The organism is Hymenobacter jeollabukensis, assembly GCF_005771675.1.
Classification (GTDB): domain Bacteria; phylum Bacteroidota; class Bacteroidia; order Cytophagales; family Hymenobacteraceae; genus Solirubrum; species Solirubrum jeollabukense.
The window spans coordinates 101,285-120,583 of sequence record NZ_VAJM01000016.1 but is presented as its reverse complement, the minus strand read 5'-3'; the positions used below and the strand labels follow the sequence as shown (position 1 = coordinate 120,583).

At 63.4% G+C, this 19,299-nt stretch carries 21 protein-coding genes; 17 read left to right on the top strand and 4 right to left on the bottom strand.

From position 1 onward, the window contains the following. The first annotated feature begins 88 nt into the window (after positions 1-88). Positions 89-619 carry a helix-turn-helix domain-containing protein gene (locus FDY95_RS23320; RefSeq protein WP_171025820.1) on the top strand — a complete coding sequence of 177 codons (531 nt, stop codon included), beginning with the start codon at positions 89-91 and terminating at the stop codon, positions 617-619. Between the two features lie 112 nt (positions 620-731). Next, on the top strand, positions 732-2,810 hold the full coding sequence (locus FDY95_RS23315; RefSeq protein WP_246074114.1) for a heavy metal translocating P-type ATPase: 2,079 nt from the start codon (positions 732-734) through the stop codon (positions 2,808-2,810). Between the two features lie 52 nt (positions 2,811-2,862). Here FDY95_RS23315 and FDY95_RS23310 read toward each other — a convergent pair whose 3' ends face one another. The 4 genes from FDY95_RS23310 to FDY95_RS23295 form a co-directional block, all read right to left on the bottom strand. Beyond that, positions 2,863-4,014 (bottom strand): AlbA family DNA-binding domain-containing protein, encoded by a 1,152-nt coding sequence (locus FDY95_RS23310; protein WP_138081651.1) that lies wholly within the window; start codon positions 4,012-4,014, stop codon positions 2,863-2,865. Between the two features lie 29 nt (positions 4,015-4,043). Continuing rightward, positions 4,044-4,472, bottom strand: coding sequence for a hypothetical protein (locus FDY95_RS23305; protein WP_138081649.1), 429 nt, complete (start codon positions 4,470-4,472; stop codon positions 4,044-4,046). An 87-nt stretch (positions 4,473-4,559) separates the two neighbouring features. Then, positions 4,560-4,820: a hypothetical protein gene (locus FDY95_RS23300; RefSeq protein ID WP_138081647.1), complete on the bottom strand. Its 261-nt coding sequence runs from the start codon at positions 4,818-4,820 to the stop codon at positions 4,560-4,562. A 52-nt stretch (positions 4,821-4,872) separates the two neighbouring features. Then, positions 4,873-5,208, bottom strand: coding sequence for a hypothetical protein (locus FDY95_RS23295; RefSeq protein WP_138081645.1), 336 nt, complete (start codon positions 5,206-5,208; stop codon positions 4,873-4,875). A 388-nt stretch (positions 5,209-5,596) separates the two neighbouring features. Here FDY95_RS23295 and FDY95_RS23290 point away from each other — a divergent pair, with 388 nt between their 5' ends. The 15 genes from FDY95_RS23290 to FDY95_RS23225 all read left to right on the top strand — a co-directional run bounded on the left by FDY95_RS23290 (position 5,597) and on the right by FDY95_RS23225 (position 19,286). Beyond that, complete coding sequence (locus tag FDY95_RS23290) at positions 5,597-5,977, top strand: hypothetical protein (protein WP_138081643.1); 381 nt, start codon at positions 5,597-5,599, stop codon at positions 5,975-5,977. 35 nt (positions 5,978-6,012) lie between these two features. After that, complete coding sequence (locus tag FDY95_RS23285) at positions 6,013-7,611, top strand: DNA cytosine methyltransferase (RefSeq protein ID WP_138081641.1); 1,599 nt, start codon at positions 6,013-6,015, stop codon at positions 7,609-7,611. A gap of 4 nt (positions 7,612-7,615) precedes the next feature. Next, positions 7,616-7,855 (top strand): hypothetical protein, encoded by a 240-nt coding sequence (locus FDY95_RS23280; protein ID WP_138081639.1) that lies wholly within the window; start codon positions 7,616-7,618, stop codon positions 7,853-7,855. Between the two features lie 5 nt (positions 7,856-7,860). After that, positions 7,861-8,208 (top strand): hypothetical protein, encoded by a 348-nt coding sequence (locus FDY95_RS26475; RefSeq protein WP_171025819.1) that lies wholly within the window; start codon positions 7,861-7,863, stop codon positions 8,206-8,208. Between the two features lie 23 nt (positions 8,209-8,231). Beyond that, positions 8,232-8,672 carry a carboxypeptidase regulatory-like domain-containing protein gene (locus FDY95_RS26470; protein WP_171025818.1) on the top strand — a complete coding sequence of 147 codons (441 nt, stop codon included), beginning with the start codon at positions 8,232-8,234 and terminating at the stop codon, positions 8,670-8,672. A gap of 8 nt (positions 8,673-8,680) precedes the next feature. After that, on the top strand, positions 8,681-9,604 hold the full coding sequence (locus FDY95_RS23270; protein ID WP_138081635.1) for a DUF5131 family protein: 924 nt from the start codon (positions 8,681-8,683) through the stop codon (positions 9,602-9,604). 12 nt (positions 9,605-9,616) lie between these two features. Continuing rightward, complete coding sequence (locus tag FDY95_RS23265) at positions 9,617-9,892, top strand: hypothetical protein (protein WP_138081633.1); 276 nt, start codon at positions 9,617-9,619, stop codon at positions 9,890-9,892. A gap of 64 nt (positions 9,893-9,956) precedes the next feature. Beyond that, positions 9,957-10,265 (top strand): hypothetical protein, encoded by a 309-nt coding sequence (locus FDY95_RS23260; RefSeq protein WP_138081631.1) that lies wholly within the window; start codon positions 9,957-9,959, stop codon positions 10,263-10,265. A gap of 187 nt (positions 10,266-10,452) precedes the next feature. Then, positions 10,453-10,812 carry a hypothetical protein gene (locus tag FDY95_RS23255; RefSeq protein WP_138081629.1) on the top strand — a complete coding sequence of 120 codons (360 nt, stop codon included), beginning with the start codon at positions 10,453-10,455 and terminating at the stop codon, positions 10,810-10,812. Between the two features lie 158 nt (positions 10,813-10,970). Further along, positions 10,971-11,492: a hypothetical protein gene (locus FDY95_RS23250; protein WP_138081627.1), complete on the top strand. Its 522-nt coding sequence runs from the start codon at positions 10,971-10,973 to the stop codon at positions 11,490-11,492. A 42-nt stretch (positions 11,493-11,534) separates the two neighbouring features. Next, on the top strand, positions 11,535-12,554 hold the full coding sequence (locus tag FDY95_RS23245) for a tyrosine-type recombinase/integrase (RefSeq protein WP_138081625.1): 1,020 nt from the start codon (positions 11,535-11,537) through the stop codon (positions 12,552-12,554). A gap of 181 nt (positions 12,555-12,735) precedes the next feature. Next, complete coding sequence (locus tag FDY95_RS23240; protein ID WP_138081623.1) at positions 12,736-13,065, top strand: DUF6660 family protein; 330 nt, start codon at positions 12,736-12,738, stop codon at positions 13,063-13,065. A 180-nt stretch (positions 13,066-13,245) separates the two neighbouring features. Next, positions 13,246-17,652, top strand: a complete 4,407-nt coding sequence (locus FDY95_RS23235; protein WP_138081621.1) for a CusA/CzcA family heavy metal efflux RND transporter — start codon at positions 13,246-13,248, stop codon at positions 17,650-17,652. An 18-nt stretch (positions 17,653-17,670) separates the two neighbouring features. Beyond that, complete coding sequence (locus tag FDY95_RS23230; RefSeq protein ID WP_138081619.1) at positions 17,671-18,855, top strand: efflux RND transporter periplasmic adaptor subunit; 1,185 nt, start codon at positions 17,671-17,673, stop codon at positions 18,853-18,855. An 11-nt stretch (positions 18,856-18,866) separates the two neighbouring features. After that, positions 18,867-19,286, top strand: coding sequence for a Fur family transcriptional regulator (locus FDY95_RS23225; protein WP_138081617.1), 420 nt, complete (start codon positions 18,867-18,869; stop codon positions 19,284-19,286). The last annotated feature ends 13 nt before the right edge of the window (positions 19,287-19,299 follow it).

Below are 19,299 nucleotides of genomic sequence, written 5' to 3'. Positions count from 1 at the left end.
CCCCATTGCTGCTCTACCTGCCGTTCCCCCTGTCGGCGCCACGCGTTTGCAACTGCGCGGCGTCGTATGCCCGCGTTGCGTGCGCCTGGTGCGCAACGAACTGGAGCGCATGGGCCTGCAGGTGGTCAACGTAGCCCTGGGCGGCGCCGACGTGGTGCTTTCGCCCGGCACGGAACTCGACGCAGCTGCCGTGCACGCTACCCTGGACCCGCTGGGCTTCGAGCTGCTGGAAAACCCGCACGACCAGCTAGTGGAGCAGTTGAAGGCCACCGTGCTGGAGCTGATTCACTACACGCCCGTGGAGCAGTGGCCGGTGCTGAACTACTCGGTGTACCTGAGCGAGCGGCTCGGCCGCGACTACCACTACCTCTCGCAGCTGTTTTCGGCGCGTGAGGGTTTGACGGTAGAGAAGTACATCATCCGTCAGAAAGTGGAGCGGGCCAAGGAGCTGCTGAGCTACCAGGACGACTCGGTGGCGGAAATAGCCCGCAAGCTCGGGTACCGAAGCGCGGCCCACCTCACGAACCAGTTCAAGCAGGTCACGGGCATGTCGCCCACCGAGTTTCAGCGGCTCGACCCGGAGCACAGCCACCGCACGGGTCTGCACGAGGTAGCGTAGGCAGCGGCGAATCACGCAACCAGCGGTACGCAATTGTGCCAAGCTTGCGGGAAAGCGGTCCGTTAGAAGAAACCAGTTCGCTACACCACGCTGCATTCATTTGCTGCACGCCATGGACCACTCGCACCACCATCCCGCTTCGCACACGCACCACGAACCCGCCGTGTCAACAGCACCGCCAGCATCCCACGCCCATGCGCACCGTGCTGGGCCTGCCCACTCCGACTCAGGCATGGGCCACGCCGGTCATGACCACGGGGCCATGATTGCAGACTTTCTGCGTCGCTTCTGGATCTGCCTAGTGCTGTCAGTGCCGGTTATTGCGCTGTCCACCATGTTTCAGCACCTGGTCGGCTACGAGCTGACCTTTCCTGGTGCGCAATGGATAGTGCTCGTGTTGGCAACGGCCATCTACCTGTACGGCGGCTGGCCCTTCCTCTCCGGACTGGTTGGGGAGCTGCGCGCCGGACGGCCGGGCATGATGACGCTTGTGGCCGTAGCCATTACGGCGGCCTACGTCTACAGCGTGGCCGTCACGGTGGGCTGGCTCCGCGGCATGGACTTCTTCTGGGAGCTGGCTACGCTGGTCGACATCATGCTGCTGGGCCACTGGCTGGAAATGCGTTCTGTAGCCGGCGCCTCGCGTGCCTTGGAACTCATCGTGCAACTGCTGCCGGCCGAGGCGCATCAGGTGCACGGCGACATGATCCATGACGTCCCGGTGGCGGGCATTAAACTGGATGATGTGGTGCTGGTGCGCCCTGGGGAGAAAGTGCCCGTTGATGGCGTCGTCCTTGACGGCCGTTCGGCTGTCAACGAAAGCGCCCTAACCGGGGAGAGCGTACCCGTGACCAAAGCCGAGGGCGACCAGGTCATTGCCGGGGCCGTCAACGGCGAAGGCGCCCTGAAGGTCCGCGTGACGCATACCGGCGAGGACAGCTACCTAAACAAGGTGGTCGGGCTGGTGCGCGAAGCTCAGAACGCGAAGTCCCAGAGCCAGAACCTGGCCGACCGGGCCGCCGGCTGGCTCACGCTGCTGGCCCTGTCTGTGGGCATCATCACGTTGGTCGCCTGGTTATGGGGCGGGGCCGAAGCGTCTTTCGCCGTGGAGCGCATGGTGACGGTCATGGTCACGTCTTGCCCGCACGCGCTGGGGGTCGCTATTCCGCTGGTTGTGGCCATTTCTACGGCGCTTTCGGCCCAACGCGGTCTGTTGATTCGCAACCGTACCGCCTTTGAGCAGGCGCGCAAGATTTCGGCAATGGTCTTCGACAAAACCGGGACACTAACCGAGGGGGAGTTCGGTGTAGCTGGCCTACGGGTGCTCGACCCCGCCCTCGACGAAAATACCCTGCTGGCTACGGCCGCCGCGCTGGAGCAACAATCGCAGCACCCCATCGCCCAGGGCATCGTGCGCGAAGCCCGGCAGCGGAAGTTGACGTTGCCGCCCGTCAGTGACTTTCAGTCCCTCACCGGCAAGGGGGTACAAGCCACGGTCAATGGTCGGCAGGTGCTCATCGTCAGCCCAGGGTACTTGAAAGAGCACAACCTGCCATTACCGCCCGAAGCAGCCGGCAACCAAGCCGCTACGGTGGTGTTCATGCTGGTGGACGGCAAGGTCGCCGGCTTCCTAGCTCTTGCCGACCGCATCCGCTCTGACGCCAAAGCAGCCGTGCAGCGCCTGCAGCAAGCCGGTATTGCCGTGTTCATGGCCACCGGCGACAACCAGCGCGTAGCGGACGCCGTGGCCCAGGAACTCGGCCTGAACGGGGTGTACGCCGAAGTGCTGCCCCACCAGAAGGTCGCCATCGTGCAGGAACTCCAGCAGAAAGGTCATTTCGTAGCCATGACGGGCGACGGGGTAAATGACGCACCCGCCCTGGCGCAAGCTGACGTGGGCATTGCCGTGGGCTCGGGCACCGACGTAGCCGCCGAGACGGCTGACATCATCCTCGTCAACAGCCGCCCCACCGACATTACTAACCTCGTGGAGTTGGGACGGGCTACCTACCGCAAGATGATGCAGAATTTGTTCTGGGCTACGGGCTACAACCTCGTCGCCATTCCCCTGGCCGCCGGCGTGCTGTACCCGCATTTCGTACTAAGCCCGGCCATGGGAGCCGTGCTGATGAGTGCCAGCACCGTTATTGTAGCGCTGAACGCGCAGTTGCTGCGGCGGCAGTTCGCTTAGGTAGTATTGATTTATTTTTGCGAAGTCCCTTGACTTAGCACAGGGCTGCATCCTACAACTGCTCTCTAGTATGTCCGCCGCGGCGCCATTTTTGGTAAACCACGCAGAGCTTACCTAAATCGATAGGGTCCGTTTGGTGTTCATGCCCCGCTTTGCGCATTTCTTTAGCTGCTTCCTGCGCCCAGTAGCCCGGATCGGCTTCTTCTAACAACTGTTCATGTTGCTGCACAAAGGCATCGAAAGCATTTTGGTCAGTCTCGTTCTTGAAAAGCAGAAAAGGGGCTTTCATGCCACGTGATTCAAACCCAGATCGGCCTTCGGTTAAAAACGTCAGGAATCCACCCACGAGGTCTTGGTTATAATGGTAATACCACACCGTACGGTCTTTCAGCTCTACATATCCAGTTTCAGGGAATGGGAGCATAAGGCGCATTTCGTCCAAGTAGACATAGTCCATTTCAAAGAGAGTCGTTGCGTTGTAAGCAAACGAGGCAGTACCCCAAAAGGACTTTTTGTTGGTAAAGAAGAAGCTAAACGGCTCCCACAGTTCCTCCTGCTCAGATAACGTCACACGGTAGTCAGACAGGTGCTTGTGGTACGCATACTTTTTTATGTTGAAATCGATTTCCCAGTCCAGGGGCTGGTAAAGTAATTGCTTCATCCGCTCGCGAGGCATAAGATCCATCCCGAAGCGTTGCCGCCACATCTTTTCAATATGGTGCGGGTCCGCAGCTTTCGTCATGGGCGTATTCGTGTCGCCCACCCGTGTGTAGATGTATTGTGCACGAACTACCTTGCCCTTATCTCCTGAATAATCTTCAGTAAGCCAATACGGTTTGTGCGGTGTATCAAGCACAACTAGGACATCGACCTCTTTACCGTCAAGGACTAAAGTCACCATTGTAATTTCGGGTCGTGAACCGCTGGCAAACTTCTGCCCTCGTAGAAAGTCGATGTATTGAGCCTGGGTCTTACGGCCTTCTTGGCCTTGAGTAAGGCCGACAACGTTGGCGCCCTTGCTAGGGTCATCGACACCCAGAATCAAGTAACGGTTTCCTTGGTGCAGAGAGTTAGCAAGGCACAGCAGGTCGTGCAGCAAGCTGGCATTGTTGCTATGAGGCTCGGCTTTGAAATCCCAGTAGTCCCCTTCGCGTTTGGAATATATCAGATTGCGAATGATAGGTTCTAAGCTATGCGGACTCATCAAATCAAGTTTTATGGTGATTCTTCTCGCTATTCCGTTGGTGAGGCAGGTGCATTAGCTGAGTCGTCGGGGACAGCTGATTCACGGGCTTGGCCTGTGGCCAACCAAAAATCGATAGTGCTCAGCAGCGAGCGGATCTTGTTCTTATCCGACGCCGTGGCGCTGGTCAGGATCGAGCGCAGTTTCCGCAGCTGCTGGCGCCACTTATGGTTGCGGTTCTTACGCCCGTTTCGAATGTGCTTGGTGCTGGCTATGATCTGCTCCAGCTCGGCCACGCGCCGGCGGCTGGCCTCCAGCTTCGGCAATGCCTGTTCCGCGTCGACAAACGCGGCGCTGGCCAGGTCGAGGGCCTGCATGCCGGCGGCCAGCAGCTCGGGCTGCGCGGCCATTGTTTGGGCGAATTGCTGGCGGGCTTTCTGGATGTGCGCCGGCTCGTCGTGGTTAGCGAAAGGATGCATTGGCATTAAAAGTACCGCCTTTCTTACGCAACAACGCCCGGCAGCTATGCTGCCGGGCGTTGTCAAGGTGCAATAGGTATGGGGAGCTTACTCGGCTGCAGTTGGGTTCAGGGGCAATGCAACCTGGACAGGTTTCATGGCTTTAAGCCGGTTCTGCAACCACTCAATGAGCTCCACTGTCTGTTCTGGGGTTAGCTCAATGTTGGACCGCCCGGTTTTGGGGGTCTCCAGCCGTAGCGAAAGGGTGTTGTCTTTCACCGTAAGCCACAACGCATCCTTGCTCCGCAGCACGTTCTCCTGATTGGAGATTATGCATTGGTGGAAGCTCGACATTTGCAAGAAACTCATGGGCAGTGAACAGTAGTGGAAGTGCAAAGAACGTCAACTGTTCGCGCAAAATTCACCTAATCATCAACCAAGTCCGGGCCTGCCACGGCCGCTCCTCGGCCTGCAGCAGTACCAAGTAGTTGCCTGGGCCCAGTTGCCCCGGCAGCCGCAGCCGGTGATGGTACACGTAGCAGGCCGGCAATAGGCGCGTTTCCCAGACCGTCAGCCCCTGGTAGTTTAGGATGCGCAGCTCGACGGGCTGGTCGCTGAAGCCGATGATGCGCACGGCCGCCGTGCGGCCGCGGTGCATGCGCCCGGGCGCGACGTGCACGCGGCGGGGCCACAGATCAGCGGCGGGGCTGGCAGGCCCGGTCAGCCACAACATCGAGAGGAAAGCAAACAGCGGCATTGGAGCGGTCAATAAGGCGTGTAGCGCTGCTGCAATATTACCGCTGCCGGGCGGGTAGCCGGGCCTATATGATTTAATTTTTGTTGAGTTTTGCTTGAACTTTGAAATAACTTCCTATCTTTGAATTGCCCACGGTAATTACGGTGTGAAAAAGGCAACCGGGGGCAGTAGTTTATATAGTAGATGGACGATTTAAAGCCGCGCTTCGGCGCGGCTTTAATGGTTCCTAACAAGGGTCGATAATTAAGAGTTATCAAGCCTTGTTACCCGCCGCCGCCCGCCGCAAAATCCGCCTCACTGACTCGGGTAAATAATGCGAAACCCGACTAGTTGATGCAACACCGCTTGCATCCCACCGCTTCGCCTCGTCCACTTCACCTTCCCAGACATGCAGCATACCTGGCGTACCCTGGTTGAGCACATTCTGAATACGGTTCCGGCCGACCAGCTCGACTCGATGGCCCTGGCGGGGCCGCACCCCGAAGTACTCATGCCGTTGCTCGGCCTGCAGCGGCTGCGCACCCCGCAGCCGGTGCTGCTCACCGAGAACGGGCAAAACTCCTACGTCACCCCGGCAGCCGGCGCCTTCTACCTGAGCACCGACCAGTGCTGCCGCAGCTGCGGGCAAGTAGACTTGGACGTGCTCAGCACGTCGCCCGACGCGCGCCCCTTCCTGACCTGGGTGGAACCCGACCTCTGCTCGGCCTGTGCCGCGACCCTGCGCGTGGCTCCGGGCGCACCGGTGCCGGCGGAAACGGCTACCGCCTAACCTGTCCCGATTGCTCATTTCTACTCCTTATATAGATGGTGTGCTCTGAGGCAGCGGGCCAGCTCCAACGCTTTGTCGCCGGCGACAAGCCGACGATGGTTGATTTCTTCGCTGGCGGCGGCGGCGGTTCCCTCGGCGGCAAGCAAGGCGGCTTCGACGTCATCGCGGCGCTGAACCACAACCAAACCTGCATCGACACGCACCGCTTCAACTTCCAGGGCGTGCGCCACGTCCGGGCCGACATTTTCAAAGCCAGCCCGAAACTGCTGCCTACGGCGCGGGTGGGCTGGTTTTCACCCTCCTGCGTGTTCTTCAGCATCGCCCGCGGCGGCCGGCCCTGCAACGAGCAGGAGCGCGCCCACGCCGAGCAGATGCCCCGCTTCTGCTTCGCGCTGAACCTGGAAGTCGTGTACGTCGAGAACGTGCGCGAATACCGCGACTGGGGCCCGCTGACGGAGAAGCGCGACAAGCAGGGCAACATCGTGCGGGTCTGGAACGAGGAAACCCAGGAATGGGACGTGCCGCTCGTGCCCGACAAGGCTCGCAAAGGGGAATACTACCGCCGCTGGCTGCGGGCCATGCAGGAAATGGGGTACACCAACTACGAGTACCGCCTGCTCAACGCCGCCGATTACGGGGCGCCGCAGTCGCGCCTGCGGTATTTCTCCATCTTCACCCGGGGCGAAATGCCCATCGTGTGGCCCGAACCGACGCACGATGAGTTCGGCCGGAACGGGTTGCCGCGCTGGCGCGGGGCCGGGGAAGTGTTGCAGCTGCAGCAGCGCGGCCGCAGCATCTTCAACCGCACCCGCACCAGCAAAAAGCGCGGCACCCGGCCGGACCCGCTGGCCGACAACACCCTGCGCCGCATCCACCAAGGCCTGCAGCGCGAAGTAGCGCGGGCAGTAGGGAAAAAGAGTGCCGGCTGGGGCGTGCCGTGGCGGCAGGTGGACCGGGCCAGCTTGCGCCTGGCCCTGCACGTCGAGCAGGTCATCTACCAGAACAACGGCACCCGCGCCAACGACTCGGAAGCGCGGTCGGTCCGTTCGCTCCGCCGGCCGGCGCTGGCCGTGCTCAGCAACGGCGGCAACCAGTTCCTGATGACCTACTACCGCAAGGGGGGGTTCCGGCACATGGACGAACCCGCCGCGACGGTCACCACGAAGGACCGGATAGCCAAGGTGGCGTTTCTCTTCGCCCATCAGTTCACCAACGCCCCGCGCGGCCTGGATCTGCCGGCGCGCACAGTGCTGGCCTCCCGGCGGCATCCGTACCTGGCGCAGGTCAGCTGCGAGGGCGTGAGCAAGCTGCTGCCGCAACCCGGCGACTCGGCCGTCATGCTGGCCCTGAAAGCGTTTTGCCTGGAATGCGGCATTACCGACGTGTTCATGCGCATGCTCACGGTGGATGAGCTGAAGCTGCTCATGGGCTTCCCGGCCGACTACCACCTGTTGGGCACGGTGACGGAGCAAAAGAAGATGCTCGGCAACGCCGTCGTACCGGCCGTGGCCGCCGCCCTGGCGCGGGCCATGGGCCCGGTACTGGAGCGCTGGCGCGGCAAGCGCCTGCCCAAGCTGCGGCGGGGCGTGGTGCACCGCTGGGAACAAGGCGACATATTCCTCCAAGCTGCCTGAGGCTATGGTCGTCGTGCGTCACTACTCCTACCAGGGCGACCAGCACACGGCCCCGTGCCTGCGGGGCCTGCTGCTGCGCCCGGTGCTCAGCCCCGGCGGCACCTGGCAACGCGGCCGCAACGGCTCGGTGCTGGTCGAGCTCCAGGGCGCCGGCCGCTTCGTCGTGCCGGGCCGCCGCATCCGCTGGCGCGTCGTGCAGCCGCCGTTTCGGCCGCCCTTTCCCCCTACTGCCACCAATTCCTAAACGCCATGAAAACAGCCAATTCCTGGTTCAACTGCTCGGGCGAAGCCCTGGTATGCGCCGGCCGCCAACTCCTGCAGGACAAGCTGCCCACGGCGCCGACGGACCAACACCTCTCGGCCTTGATGGCGCAACCCCTGACCAAGCTGCTGCCGGTGCTGGCCGGCTACAACGACCAGGTGCAGCAGCTGCAGACGCTCTACGAGCAAGGCAGCTGCATTGCCACCTGCGGGGCCATCGTCGCCGCCCGGTGGCTGCTCTCACCGGCCGCGGCGGCGCACCGGCCCGACGCGGCGGTCTTGCTGCAGATCCTGCCGCTGCTCGATGCGCCCGTGCGCCCGACTTACTCCCGCTGATTCACCCCGCCTTATTTCTCCCTATGCCCCAATTCCCCTTCGCGCTGGTTGCCCTGGCCAGCTTGCTTACCTGGTCGCCGTCGGCCAGCGCCCAGGCCCAGCAGGCCGATTCGCTCGCGACGCCTGCCCCGGCCACGGACGCGGCAGATACCCCGCCGGCGTGGCTCACGCTGACGGGCGTAGTCGTCGACGAATTCAGCCTCCCGCTGGCCGGCGCCACGGTCACGTTGGCCGGCAGCCCAAAATATCTCTGCATCACCAACGCGGAAGGCGGCTACCTGCTGGAAGTGCCCGCCGGCGGGGGTGATATCCGGGTGGCCTTTTCGGGCTACTACGAGCAGGTGTTTTCGGCCCAGCGCTCCGGCGAGCGGGACGTGCTGCTGCTGCCGCTGCCAGGCTTCAAACGCGACCGGAAAGGGCGCGTCATCGACCGCCGCCCCCGTCAACTTACCACTTCTCACTAAGGACCGCTATGGGCGAAGTCACTGGCATACAGTGGTGCGACCACACGTTCAACATCGACTGGGGCTGCGAGAAAGTCTCCCAGGGCTGCAAATTCTGCTACGCCGAGACGCTGGCCACGCGCTGGGGCTTCGACGTGTTCGGCCCCGGCAAAGAGCGCCGGCTGCTCAGCGACGAAAACTGGGCAAAACCCCTGCGTTGGTTCCGCAAGGCCCAACAGGCCGGGGTGCAGCGCAAGGTGTTTTGCTCCTCGATGACGGATTTGTTTCTCGATGACCCGCAACTCGAAGCCGCCCGGGCGCGGCTCTGGCCGCTGGTCGAGCAAACGAAAGAGCATCTGATCTGGCAGTTCCTGACCAAACGCCCGGAAAACGTTATGGCCATGCTGCCGCGCACCGGTTACTGGCGCAACAAGTACGGTCAGCTGCCGGACAACGTCTGGGTAGGCGCCACCATCGAGGACGACAAGACCCGGGCGCGCGTCGTGGACCTGCTGCGCATCCCGGCGCAGACCCGGTTCATCAGCTACGAGCCGCTGCTCTCCAGCATTCCCTACCCGCTGGTTGATTGCACCCGGCGGCTGCCTGATCAGGAGCAGGAAGACCTGCTTATGTGCAAGCGGTGCACCGCCGGCGTGTGGGAATCGGAGCAGTACTGCCCGAACTGCCGCAGCGACTACAAGCTCGACTGGATGCCCTACGAGATGATCCACATGGTCATTGTCGGCGGCGAATCCGGCCCGCAGGCCCGCCTGATGCAGGAAGACTGGGCGCGGCAGCTGCGCGACTACTGGGGCGACATGGGCGTGGCCTATTTCTTCAAGCAGGCCGGCACCAAGCTGGCCAAGGCCTGGGGCTGCTCCAGCAAAGTCGGCGAGCTGCTCGATGAGATTCCCGAGGAGTTCCGCCGGCGTGAATTTCCCTTGGAGCCCTAGCCGCGCCTGCTCATGCTCTGGTTGAAATCCTACCTGATTGCGGTGGTCCTGTTCTCGGGCGGGCTGCTGCTGGTGCAGCTGGTGCTCTTCGGGCGGGCCTACGCGCCACGCCGGCACCGCCGCTTGTGGGGCGTGGCCGCAGCCCTGGGCCTGGCCGTGGGCGGCTTCAGCGGCGAGCCGGCTTTCCTGCTGTTGGTGGTGGCCGTGCTGCCGCTGGCCCTACTGGTCTACACCCTGACGGCGCTGCTGCTCCATCCCCGCTCGCACCAGGCAGATGGCCAGGGCTAGCAAGGCTACGTGCCCGGCGCCTTTACTCAACGATTCAATTCTACCACCCTCACAAGTCTTTCCGATGATGGAACACCTCGACGCACTTTCCGAACTCTCCTTGGCTTCCAGCCTGCAGGTCGCCGTCCTGGCCGGCGTGCTGCTGCTGCTGCACCCAGCTCCCAAGCTGCTGCCCAGCTGGACCTTCCGGCTGCTGGCCGGCGCCATCGTCTTTTCCCTGGTGGTACTGCTCACGTTTCGCTCGTTCGTGTCGCCGACCTGGCAGCTGCTGGCCAGCGTGACGGCCGGCGTCACTTGGGTAGTGCTAAGCTTGGTACTAGCAGCCGATACGGCGCTGCGCCTCTGGTACCGTCTACGCCCGCTCGGCTGGTAAGGACATGAGCTGGGCCTTGATTCTGCTTCCTGCACCGCAGCACCTGGCGCCCTGGGCACTGGGTGCTGCCGTCGTAGCGGGCCTGGTCCTGCTCGTCGGCCGCGCACGCAGCCCGCGCCACCGGCGCAAATACCCTCCGCACACCCGCGGCACCTCTCGACTTCGCCAACCTTAATTTCTTCCAGCTATGTTCTTTGCCCTCAACTCCGCGCAGCAACTGCGCCCCACCAAACGCGCTTACTGGGCCCTGGCCAGCATGGCGCTGCCGCTGCTCTACGCGGCCCTGCGCACCACCCTGCCCCGGCTCAGCCTGGGCGCGGTTCACTTGCTGGTGCTGCTGCACCTGCTGGTGAGCACCTTCGTCCTGTCGGTCGCCTTGATGCAGTACCTGAGCGTGATGATCAAGCGCCTGCCCTGGCACCTGCACCAACCAGCTCGGCTGGTGGCCGTGATTATCTGCATCGTTGCCCTGGTGTTCGGCGCCTCGCTGCTCGTCTACCAGTCCTTGCCCGTGCGCGTCGACCAGGTGTTTTCCTGGCTGAACTAATAGGTTTTATAAGCCGCGCCGGCACTGGAAACAATGCAAAAAAAGTTCAGTTATTGGCCCGAAAAACCCGCAAAAACGCTATCTAAGGCATGTTATTTGCGCATATATGAAGGACCGATAATTATTTGATTGTTTACCTTCGTTACCTGCCTCCGGCCATGTTACAGCCCGACCTGCTCCTGATTCTTCTTCCCCTGGTAGTGGCCGCCGTTCAGGTGGGCCTGTTGCACTACGCTTACCGGATTGCCGGAGGCCTGCGCTACAACCACCGCACCTTCCTGCTGTTGCGGGCTGGGTGGCTGGTGCTGCTCGGGGTGCCTACGCTGGTGCTCATGCGCGACGCGCTGGGTGGCCTGCCGCCTTTTCCCGTCGAGTGGATGGTGACGCTGGGGCTGCTCGTCGTGCTGGTGCGCGAGGCCTCCGGCCTGGTGCTGTTCCGCTACACCCAGGCGCAGAACAAACTGGCGGTTGTCGGCCTGGGCCTGCTGGGCGCGCTGCTGCTGGCCTCCTGGTCGTTTTACGAGCCGCAGCCCTCTGCGCTGGGCTTTCCCCTTCAACTCTACCTCTCGTGGGGCCTGGGCCTGCTTGTGGGCGGAACGTGGGTGCACCGGATGCGCCGCAACAAAGTGCGGGATGCTTTCGAGCCCCGCAGCTCTGCTTCCTCCACAACGACGGCCTAGCGGCCGTTTTCCATTTTCCCCCTACAGCCCCCTCTTGTTTTCATGGCTGATCTGCTTCCCTCGACTGCTGTTGCCCCGCTCCTACCGGCCTCGTACCAGGGCCTGGACGAAACGACAGCCAGCTACGCGCACGCCGGCCTGCACGGAGCGGCCAATACCCAGCGCGCGTACCAGTCGGATCTAAAGCAGGTGATTACCTGGTTGGGGACCAAACACCCGGGCACTCCGCTGCTGCCGATGACGCCGGCGGTGCTGGCCGATTATGCCGCCTCCCTGGCCGAGTCCGGCAAGAAGCTCAGCACCATTCACCGGCGCGTAGCGGCCATCAACAAAGCGCACGAGCTGGCCGGGCTGCTGCCGCCGAAAGACGCGATGCTCGCCGTGGTACTGAAGGGCATCAACCGGAAGGTGGGCAAGACCCAGCGGCAGGCCAAAGCCTTTACGGTAGCGCGGTTGAAAAAGACGGTGGCCAGCATCGACACCTCGACGCTGCAGGGCCTGCGCGACCGGGCCCTGCTGCTCATCGGCTTCAGCGGCGCATTCCGGCGCTCCGAGCTGGTGGCCCTGGATCTGGAACACTTCGAGCTGCGCGACGGCGCCCTCGTCGTCACCCTGCCGCGTTCCAAGACCAACCAAGAAGGCAACCGCGAGGAAAAGGCGCTGTTCTACTCCCCTTCGCCGCTGACGTGTCCGATTCGCGCCTTCGAGGCCTGGCGCGACAAACTCAACCGCACCACCGGCCCCGTGTTCGTGCGCCTGGTAGGGGCTTCCAAGCACAGCCAGCCCAAGCTCAGCGAGCGGCGCCTCGCCGGCGCGGCCGTCAACAAGCTGGTGCAGCGCTACTTGGACGATACCGTTAACTCGCGCAAGCCCGGGGACCGGAGCAACCGCATTACAGCGCACTCCCTGCGGGCCTCCTTCGTGACGGAAGCCGTGCGCACCGGGCAAAACACCAAGTCCATCATGAACCAGACCAAGCATAAATCAACGGCCATGGTGGAACGCTACCAGCGCAACAACGACGTTATTGCCGATAACGCCGCTCAGAACATCGGCTTGTAACGCTGGTCTTTGTTAAGAGTTAAGTCTATACGTTACCTGACTATTGTTGCCGACCGGCAAAGTACCAACATAAAAAAGGCTGTTTGATTAAACGCTAGGGGCTCTTACACAAGCAACCAATCTCACGTTTAGCCGATAGTCGCGGGTAACTATTGTCTCCTGACACTTACCTTTGCCCTACATGCGTCTGCTCGCTCTGTTCTTCGCCGTCTACTTCGCCTTCCTCGCGTGCATGAGCTGCGCCGACGAGGCTGTCGCGTGCAATGACCAGACGCAGACTGTCGTTGCCGCCGCTTCGCACGCTGACTGTGCCGCCGGCGAATTGGGCGACTGGTGTTCACCGCTGTGTCAATGCCATTGCTGCGGCGGGGCGGTGGTGCCGGCAACGGTGCTTCGTCCTCCGGTAGCAGAACAGCTGCCTGATTGGGGCTCTGCTACCCGCCACGCGCAGTTCGTCGTGGCTGCTTTGACGCAGGCACCCAAGGCCGTGTGGCAACCGCCGCGGGCCTAACCCTTCCCTTCATTTCCTGCTTACCCCCCTCAATGGGCGGCTTGGTGCGCTGAGCTCGTCGTGCTTCGGTGCATGATGCCAAACCGGGGTGCGTTCCCTCGGCGTTCCCGCTGGTGCAGCTGGAACCACTGAGCAGCAGGGCCTTTACGGAAGCGTTAGACTTTAGCCCCATGCAGCGGTATGTTCGACCGGCTGATTCATTTTTCCATCCACAACAAGCTCATCATCGGGCTGCTCACGTTGGCGCTGGTCGCCTGGGGCGGCTACTCCCTGAGCCGGCTGCCGATTGACGCGGTACCCGACATCACCACCAACCAAGTCGTCGTCTACACCGTGGCCCCGTCGCTGGCTGCCGGCGACATCGAGCGACTGGTATCCTTCCCCATCGAGCAGAGCGTGGCTACCATTCCGGGCCGCGAGGAAGTGCGCTCGTTCTCGCGCTTCGGCCTCTCCGTGGTCACCATCGTCTTTGAAGACAAGATTGATATCTACTGGGCACGCCAGCAAGTAGCCGAGCGGCTGCGGGAAGCGGAAAGCCAAATTCCCGAGAGCATCGGCCGACCCGAACTGGCACCCGTGAGCACCGGCCTGGGCGAGGTGTACCAGTACCTGGTGCGCCCCAAGCCCGGCTACGAGAAGCGCTTTGACGCCCGCGAGCTGCGCACGATTCAGGACTGGATTGTGCGGCGGCAGTTGCTGGGCACGCCCGGCGTGGCCGACGTCGCCAGCTTTGGCGGCCAGCTCAAGCAGTACGAAATTGCGCTGGACCCGACCCGGCTCCGCTCCCTGCACGTGACGGTGGACCAGGTCTACCAGGCCGTCTCGCGCAACAACCAGAACGCCGGGGGCGCCTACCTCGACCAAAAACCATCGGCGTACTTCATCCGCACGGAAGGCTTGGCCGAGAATGCCGCCGACCTGGGCAACATCGTGGTGCGCAATACCCAAGGCGGGTTGCCCGTGCTGGTGCGCGACGTGGCCGAGGTTCGCCTGGGCTCGGCCGTTCGCTACGGCGCCATGACCCGCAACGACGAGGGCGAGGTCACCGGTGGCATTGTACTGATGCTCAAGGGCGCCAACGCCAATGAGGTCATTCAAGCGGTGAAGGAGCGCATGGCGACGGTGCGCAAGTCCCTGCCCGAGGGCGTCACCATCGACGTCTACCTGGACCGCTCCGACCTGGTGGGCCGCGCCATCCACACAGTCAGCAAGAACCTCATCGAGGGTGCGCTCATCGTCGTTTTCGTGCTGGTGCTGTTCCTGGGCAACTGGCGCGCCGGCTTGGTAGTAGCCTCCGTGATTCCGCTCTCCATGCTCTTCGCCATCAGCCTGATGCGCCTGTTCGGCGTGTCGGGCAACCTGATGAGCCTGGGTGCCATCGACTTCGGGCTGATTGTCGACGGGGCGGTCATCATCGTGGAAGCCATTGTGCACCGCCTGCACGCGGGCCACGCGCCCGGCCACGCCGCCGGTGGGCGGCTGACGCAGCAGGAAATGAACGACGAGACCTACCAGGCCGCCTCCCAGATTCGCTCCTCGGCCGCCTTCGGGGAAATCATCATTCTCATCGTGTACCTGCCGCTGCTGGCGCTGGCCGGCATCGAGGGCAAGATGTTCCGCCCGATGGCCGAGACGGTCGCCTTCGCCATCCTGGGTGCCTTCATCCTGTCGCTGACCTACGTGCCCATGATGTCGGCGCTGGCCCTCAGCCGGGACACGCGGTACCAGACGACCTTCTCCGACCGGATGATGCGCTGGCTGGAAGCCCGCTACCGGCCGCTGGTGACGTGGGCACTCGGTCACAAAGCCGTCGTGCTGACCACCGCCGTCGCCTTGTTCGGGGGCGCGCTGTTGCTGTTCCGCACGTTGGGCGGCGAGTTTATCCCGCAGCTCACCGAAGGCGACTTCGCCGTGGAGATGCGCACGCTTACCGGCTCGTCGCTGAGCTACACCGTTGACAAGAGCCAGCAGGCCGCCGCCATCCTGAAGCGGCAGTTCCCCGAGGTGAAGGAAGTGGTAGCCAAGATTGGTGCGGCTGAGATACCTACCGACCCGATGCCGGTGGAAGCAGCCGATGTGATGGTCGTGCTCAAGCCGCAAGAGCAGTGGACGTCGGCCGACACCCGCGAGGAGTTGGCCGAGAAGATGGCCGAAGCCGTCAGCGTCATTCCTGGCGTCACGTTCGGCTTCCAGCAGCCCATCCAGATGCGCTTCAACGAGCTCATCAGCGGGGCCAAGCAGGACGTGGTGCTAAAAATCTACGGCGAGGACCTGCAGCAGCTGGCGTTGTACGCCCGGCAGGCCGCCGCACTGGTTCGCCAAGTACCAGGTGCCGAGGACGTGTACGTGGAAGAGGTAACCGGGCTGCCGCAGATCGTGGTGAAGCTGGATCGCAACCGCATGGCCCGCTTCGGGCTGAACGCCGACGAAGTCAACCGCACCGTGCAGACGGCCTTCGCCGGGCAAAGCGCCGGGCAGCTGTTCGAGCAGGAACGCCGTTTCGACGTGGTGCTCCGGCTCCGGCCCGAGCTGCGCCAAAACATCAACAACGTGCGCCAGCTGCTCATTGCTGCGCCTACCGGGGAGCAGGTGCCCTTGGAGCAGGTCGCGACCGTGGACCTGCAGGAAGGCCCCAATCAGATTCAACGCGACGACGCCAAACGCCGCATCACCGTGGCCTTCAACGTGCGCGGCCGCGATGTCGAAACCGTGGTGCAGGAGTTGCGCAGCAAAGTAGACCGGCAGCTGAAGCTCGCGCCGGGCTACTACACCACCTACGGCGGGCAGTTCGAGAACCTGCGCCAGGCCACCGAGCGGCTGAGCATCGCCGTGCCGGTGGCGCTAGGGCTCATCTTCGTGCTGCTGTTCTTCACCTTCCGCTCGCTCAAGCAGGCCGCGCTGATTTTCACAGCCATTCCGCTCTCGGCCATCGGCGGCGTGGTCGCGCTGTGGTTGCGCGGCATGCCGTTCAGCATCTCGGCCGGCGTGGGGTTCATCGCCCTCTTCGGGGTGGCGGTGCTCAACGGCATCGTGCTCATCGGCTACTTCAACCAGCTCAAAGCCGAAGGCGTCACGGACCTGCGGGAGCGGATTCTGCGCGGGACCGAAGTGCGCCTGCGCCCGGTGCTGATGACGGCGACGGTCGCCTCGCTCGGGTTTCTGCCGATGGCGCTGGCTCAGTCGGCCGGGGCGGAGGTACAACGCCCACTGGCTACGGTCGTGATAGGCGGGCTCGTCACCGCGACGCTGCTCACGCTGCTGGTGCTGCCGGCGCTCTATGCCTTATCGGAGCGCAATGAAACGCAGGTAGCCCCGCAGCCTGCCGCTACGACCCCGGTGCCTGCTCCCTTACTGGTAACGCTGCTGGTGCTCGGTGGCGGCCTGTTGAGCACGGCTTCCGCTTGGGCGCAGGGGCCTCTCACCGCCAACCAAGCCGTGACGCAGGCGCTGCAAGCCAACGGCACCGTGCAGGCCGCTCAACGCTCCCTGGAAGCGCAGCAGGCTCTGCGCCGGACCGCGTACGATGTGGGAAGAACCACCGTCCTGGGCACCTACGGTCAGGTCAACTCCCCCGAGCGCGACAACGTGCTGAGCGTCGCCCAGTCCATCGCGCTGCCCGGCTACTACAAAGCGCAAGCGGGGCTGAGTCAGGCGCAGATTGCGGGCCGGGAGCAGCAGTTGGCGCAAGTACAGGCCGAGCTTCGTCGTCAAGTTCGGCGGAGCTACGAGCAGGCCGTGTACGCCCGTCATCGGTTACGCACCCTGCGCGGCCAGGACAGCATCTACGCCGAGTTCTTGCGGTCGGCGCAACTGCGCTTCAAGACCGGGGAAGTCGCTCGGTTGGAACCAGCCAACGCCATCATCCAGCAGGGCGAGACGCAGAATCTGTTGGCGCAGAGCCGGGCCGACCTCGTCGTGGCGCAACGGCAACTGCAGGCGCTGCTGCAGGCCCTGCAGCCTGTCGTCGTAGCCGACAGCACGCTGCAGCTGCTTCCTGTACCTGCTGCTGATACGGCCCTGCTCGCCGCGACGCCCCAAGCCCGCGTGCTGCGGCAGCAGATAGCGGAGCGGCAAGCCGAAACGCGCGTGGAGCAGGCCCGCGGGCTGCCCGACGTCACCGTGGGCTACACCAACCAGTCGCTGCGCGGTACCTACCAAGAGGACGGGCGCGCCGTGACCTACGGCCCAGGCGACCGATTCCAGAGCGTGCAGGCCGGCGTCGCCATCCCGCTCATCCGGGGTCCGCAACGTGCCCGCGTGCAGGCGGCGAAGCTACAAGAGCAGGCGGCGACGGCGACCTACCAGCGCTACCGGGCCGACGCGACAGCTCAGTTGGACGAGCTGCGCACGCGCCTGCAGGAGCAGCAGCGGCGGGTGCAGTTCTACGAGCAGACGGCCCTGCCCCAGGCGGCCGTCATCGTGCGGCTGAGCCAGCGCGCCTATAAAGCCGGCGAAACCACCTATTCCGAGTTGCTGCTCAACCTGGAGCGCGCCCTGAGCGTGCGCACGGCCTACCTCGACGCCGTGCTGCAGCACAACCAAACCGTCATCGACCTGGACTACCTGCTCGGCACCGCTGCGCAGTAGTCTGTCTTTCCCTCAACCATGCATAAGCTAGCAACTCTAGCGCTGCTGCTGGGCCTGACCTTGGCCGGCTGTGGCGCCGACAAACGCGAAACCGCGGAGAACGAACCCACGGAAGCAGCGACGGAAGTAAAGGAAGGAACCAGCGAGGCCGAAGAAGCCACCGACGTGGTGACGCTTTCCCCGGCCGAGCAACAAGCCGCCAGCCTGAAAACAGGGCGTATTCAAGACCGTCCGATGGGGTCGGGTCTCGCGGTGAACGGTACGCTGGACGTACCGCCGGAAAGCGCGGTGTCCATCACGGCCCCGCTCGGGGGCTACATCCAGAGCACGGAATTGCTGCAGGGTACGCGGGTGCGCAAGGGCGAAGTGCTGGCCATGCTGCGCAATCCCGAGTTCGTGACTCTGCAGAAGGAGTACTTGGAGTTGCGCAGCCGGCTGAAGTTCGCCAATGCCGAACTGGCCCGGCAGCGCGAACTGTACGAGCAGGAAGTGGCGCCCTTGAAAAACTACCAGCGCGCCCAAGCCGAAGCCGAAGCGCTGCAGGTGCAGCTCAACGCACAGGCGGCTCAGTTGCGCATCGCCGGGCTGCCCTTGGGCGGAGCCATCGTACCCACCGCCGCGCTGCGGGCGCCACGAGCAGGTTTTGTACGGGCCGTCAACGTGACGGTGGGCCAGAGCGTGACGGCCACCGAACCGCTGTTTGAAATCGTCGACCCCGAACACCTGCACGTAGAGCTGGTTGTCTTTGAGAAAGACGTAGCGCGGGTGCAGAAAGGGCAACTGATTCGCTTCACATTAGCCAGTGACTCGGTAGAAAGTCCACGGGAGCGGACGGCCTACGTGTACCTGGTGGGCCGCGCCATCGGCGAAGACCGCACCGTCCGCGTGCACGGCCATCTCGATCAAGAGAATGACCCGGCGCTTCTGCCGGGCTTGTACGTGCGTGCCACCATCGAAACCGGGCGCAGCGACGCCACCACCCTGCCCAACGGGGCGCTGGTACGGTTTGCGGGGCAGAATTACGCCTTCGCGGTGGAAGCTGCCGGCCGCTACCGCATGGTGCCCGTGACGCTGGGCCGCAGCGAGGACGGCTACACGGAAGTGCAGTTGCCCGCTGGGGTATCGGCCAGCACCACCTTTGTCACCGACGGGGCGTACTCGCTGCTGGGCAAGCTCAAGAACGCGGAAGAGGAGGAAGAGTAAACCTGTTACGCATGGCCCACCCACTCGAAACCCGCCTTACCGCGAAGCAGATAGCGCCCACCGCGATGCGCCTGCTGGTGCTGGAGTTGCTGCAGCGGCAAACGGCAGCCGTCAGCTTGGCCGACGTGGAACAGCAGATGGAGCACGCCGACCGCATCACGCTGCACCGCACCCTAAAGACCTTCGCCGACAAGGGTTTGGTGCACCGCATCGAAGACGGCAGTGGGGCCGTCAAGTACGCGCTCTGTGAGGACGCGTGTACCCCGCGGCAGCACCACGACCTGCACGTACACTTCCATTGCCAGCGCTGCCAGCAGACCATCTGCCTGCCCGACGTCGCCATTCCGCCCATTCAGGTGCCGGCTGCGTTTCAGGTGCAGGACATGGGCGTGGTGCTGAAAGGGCTCTGCGACCGATGCTCTGCCCGCTGAAACAATGCAATAT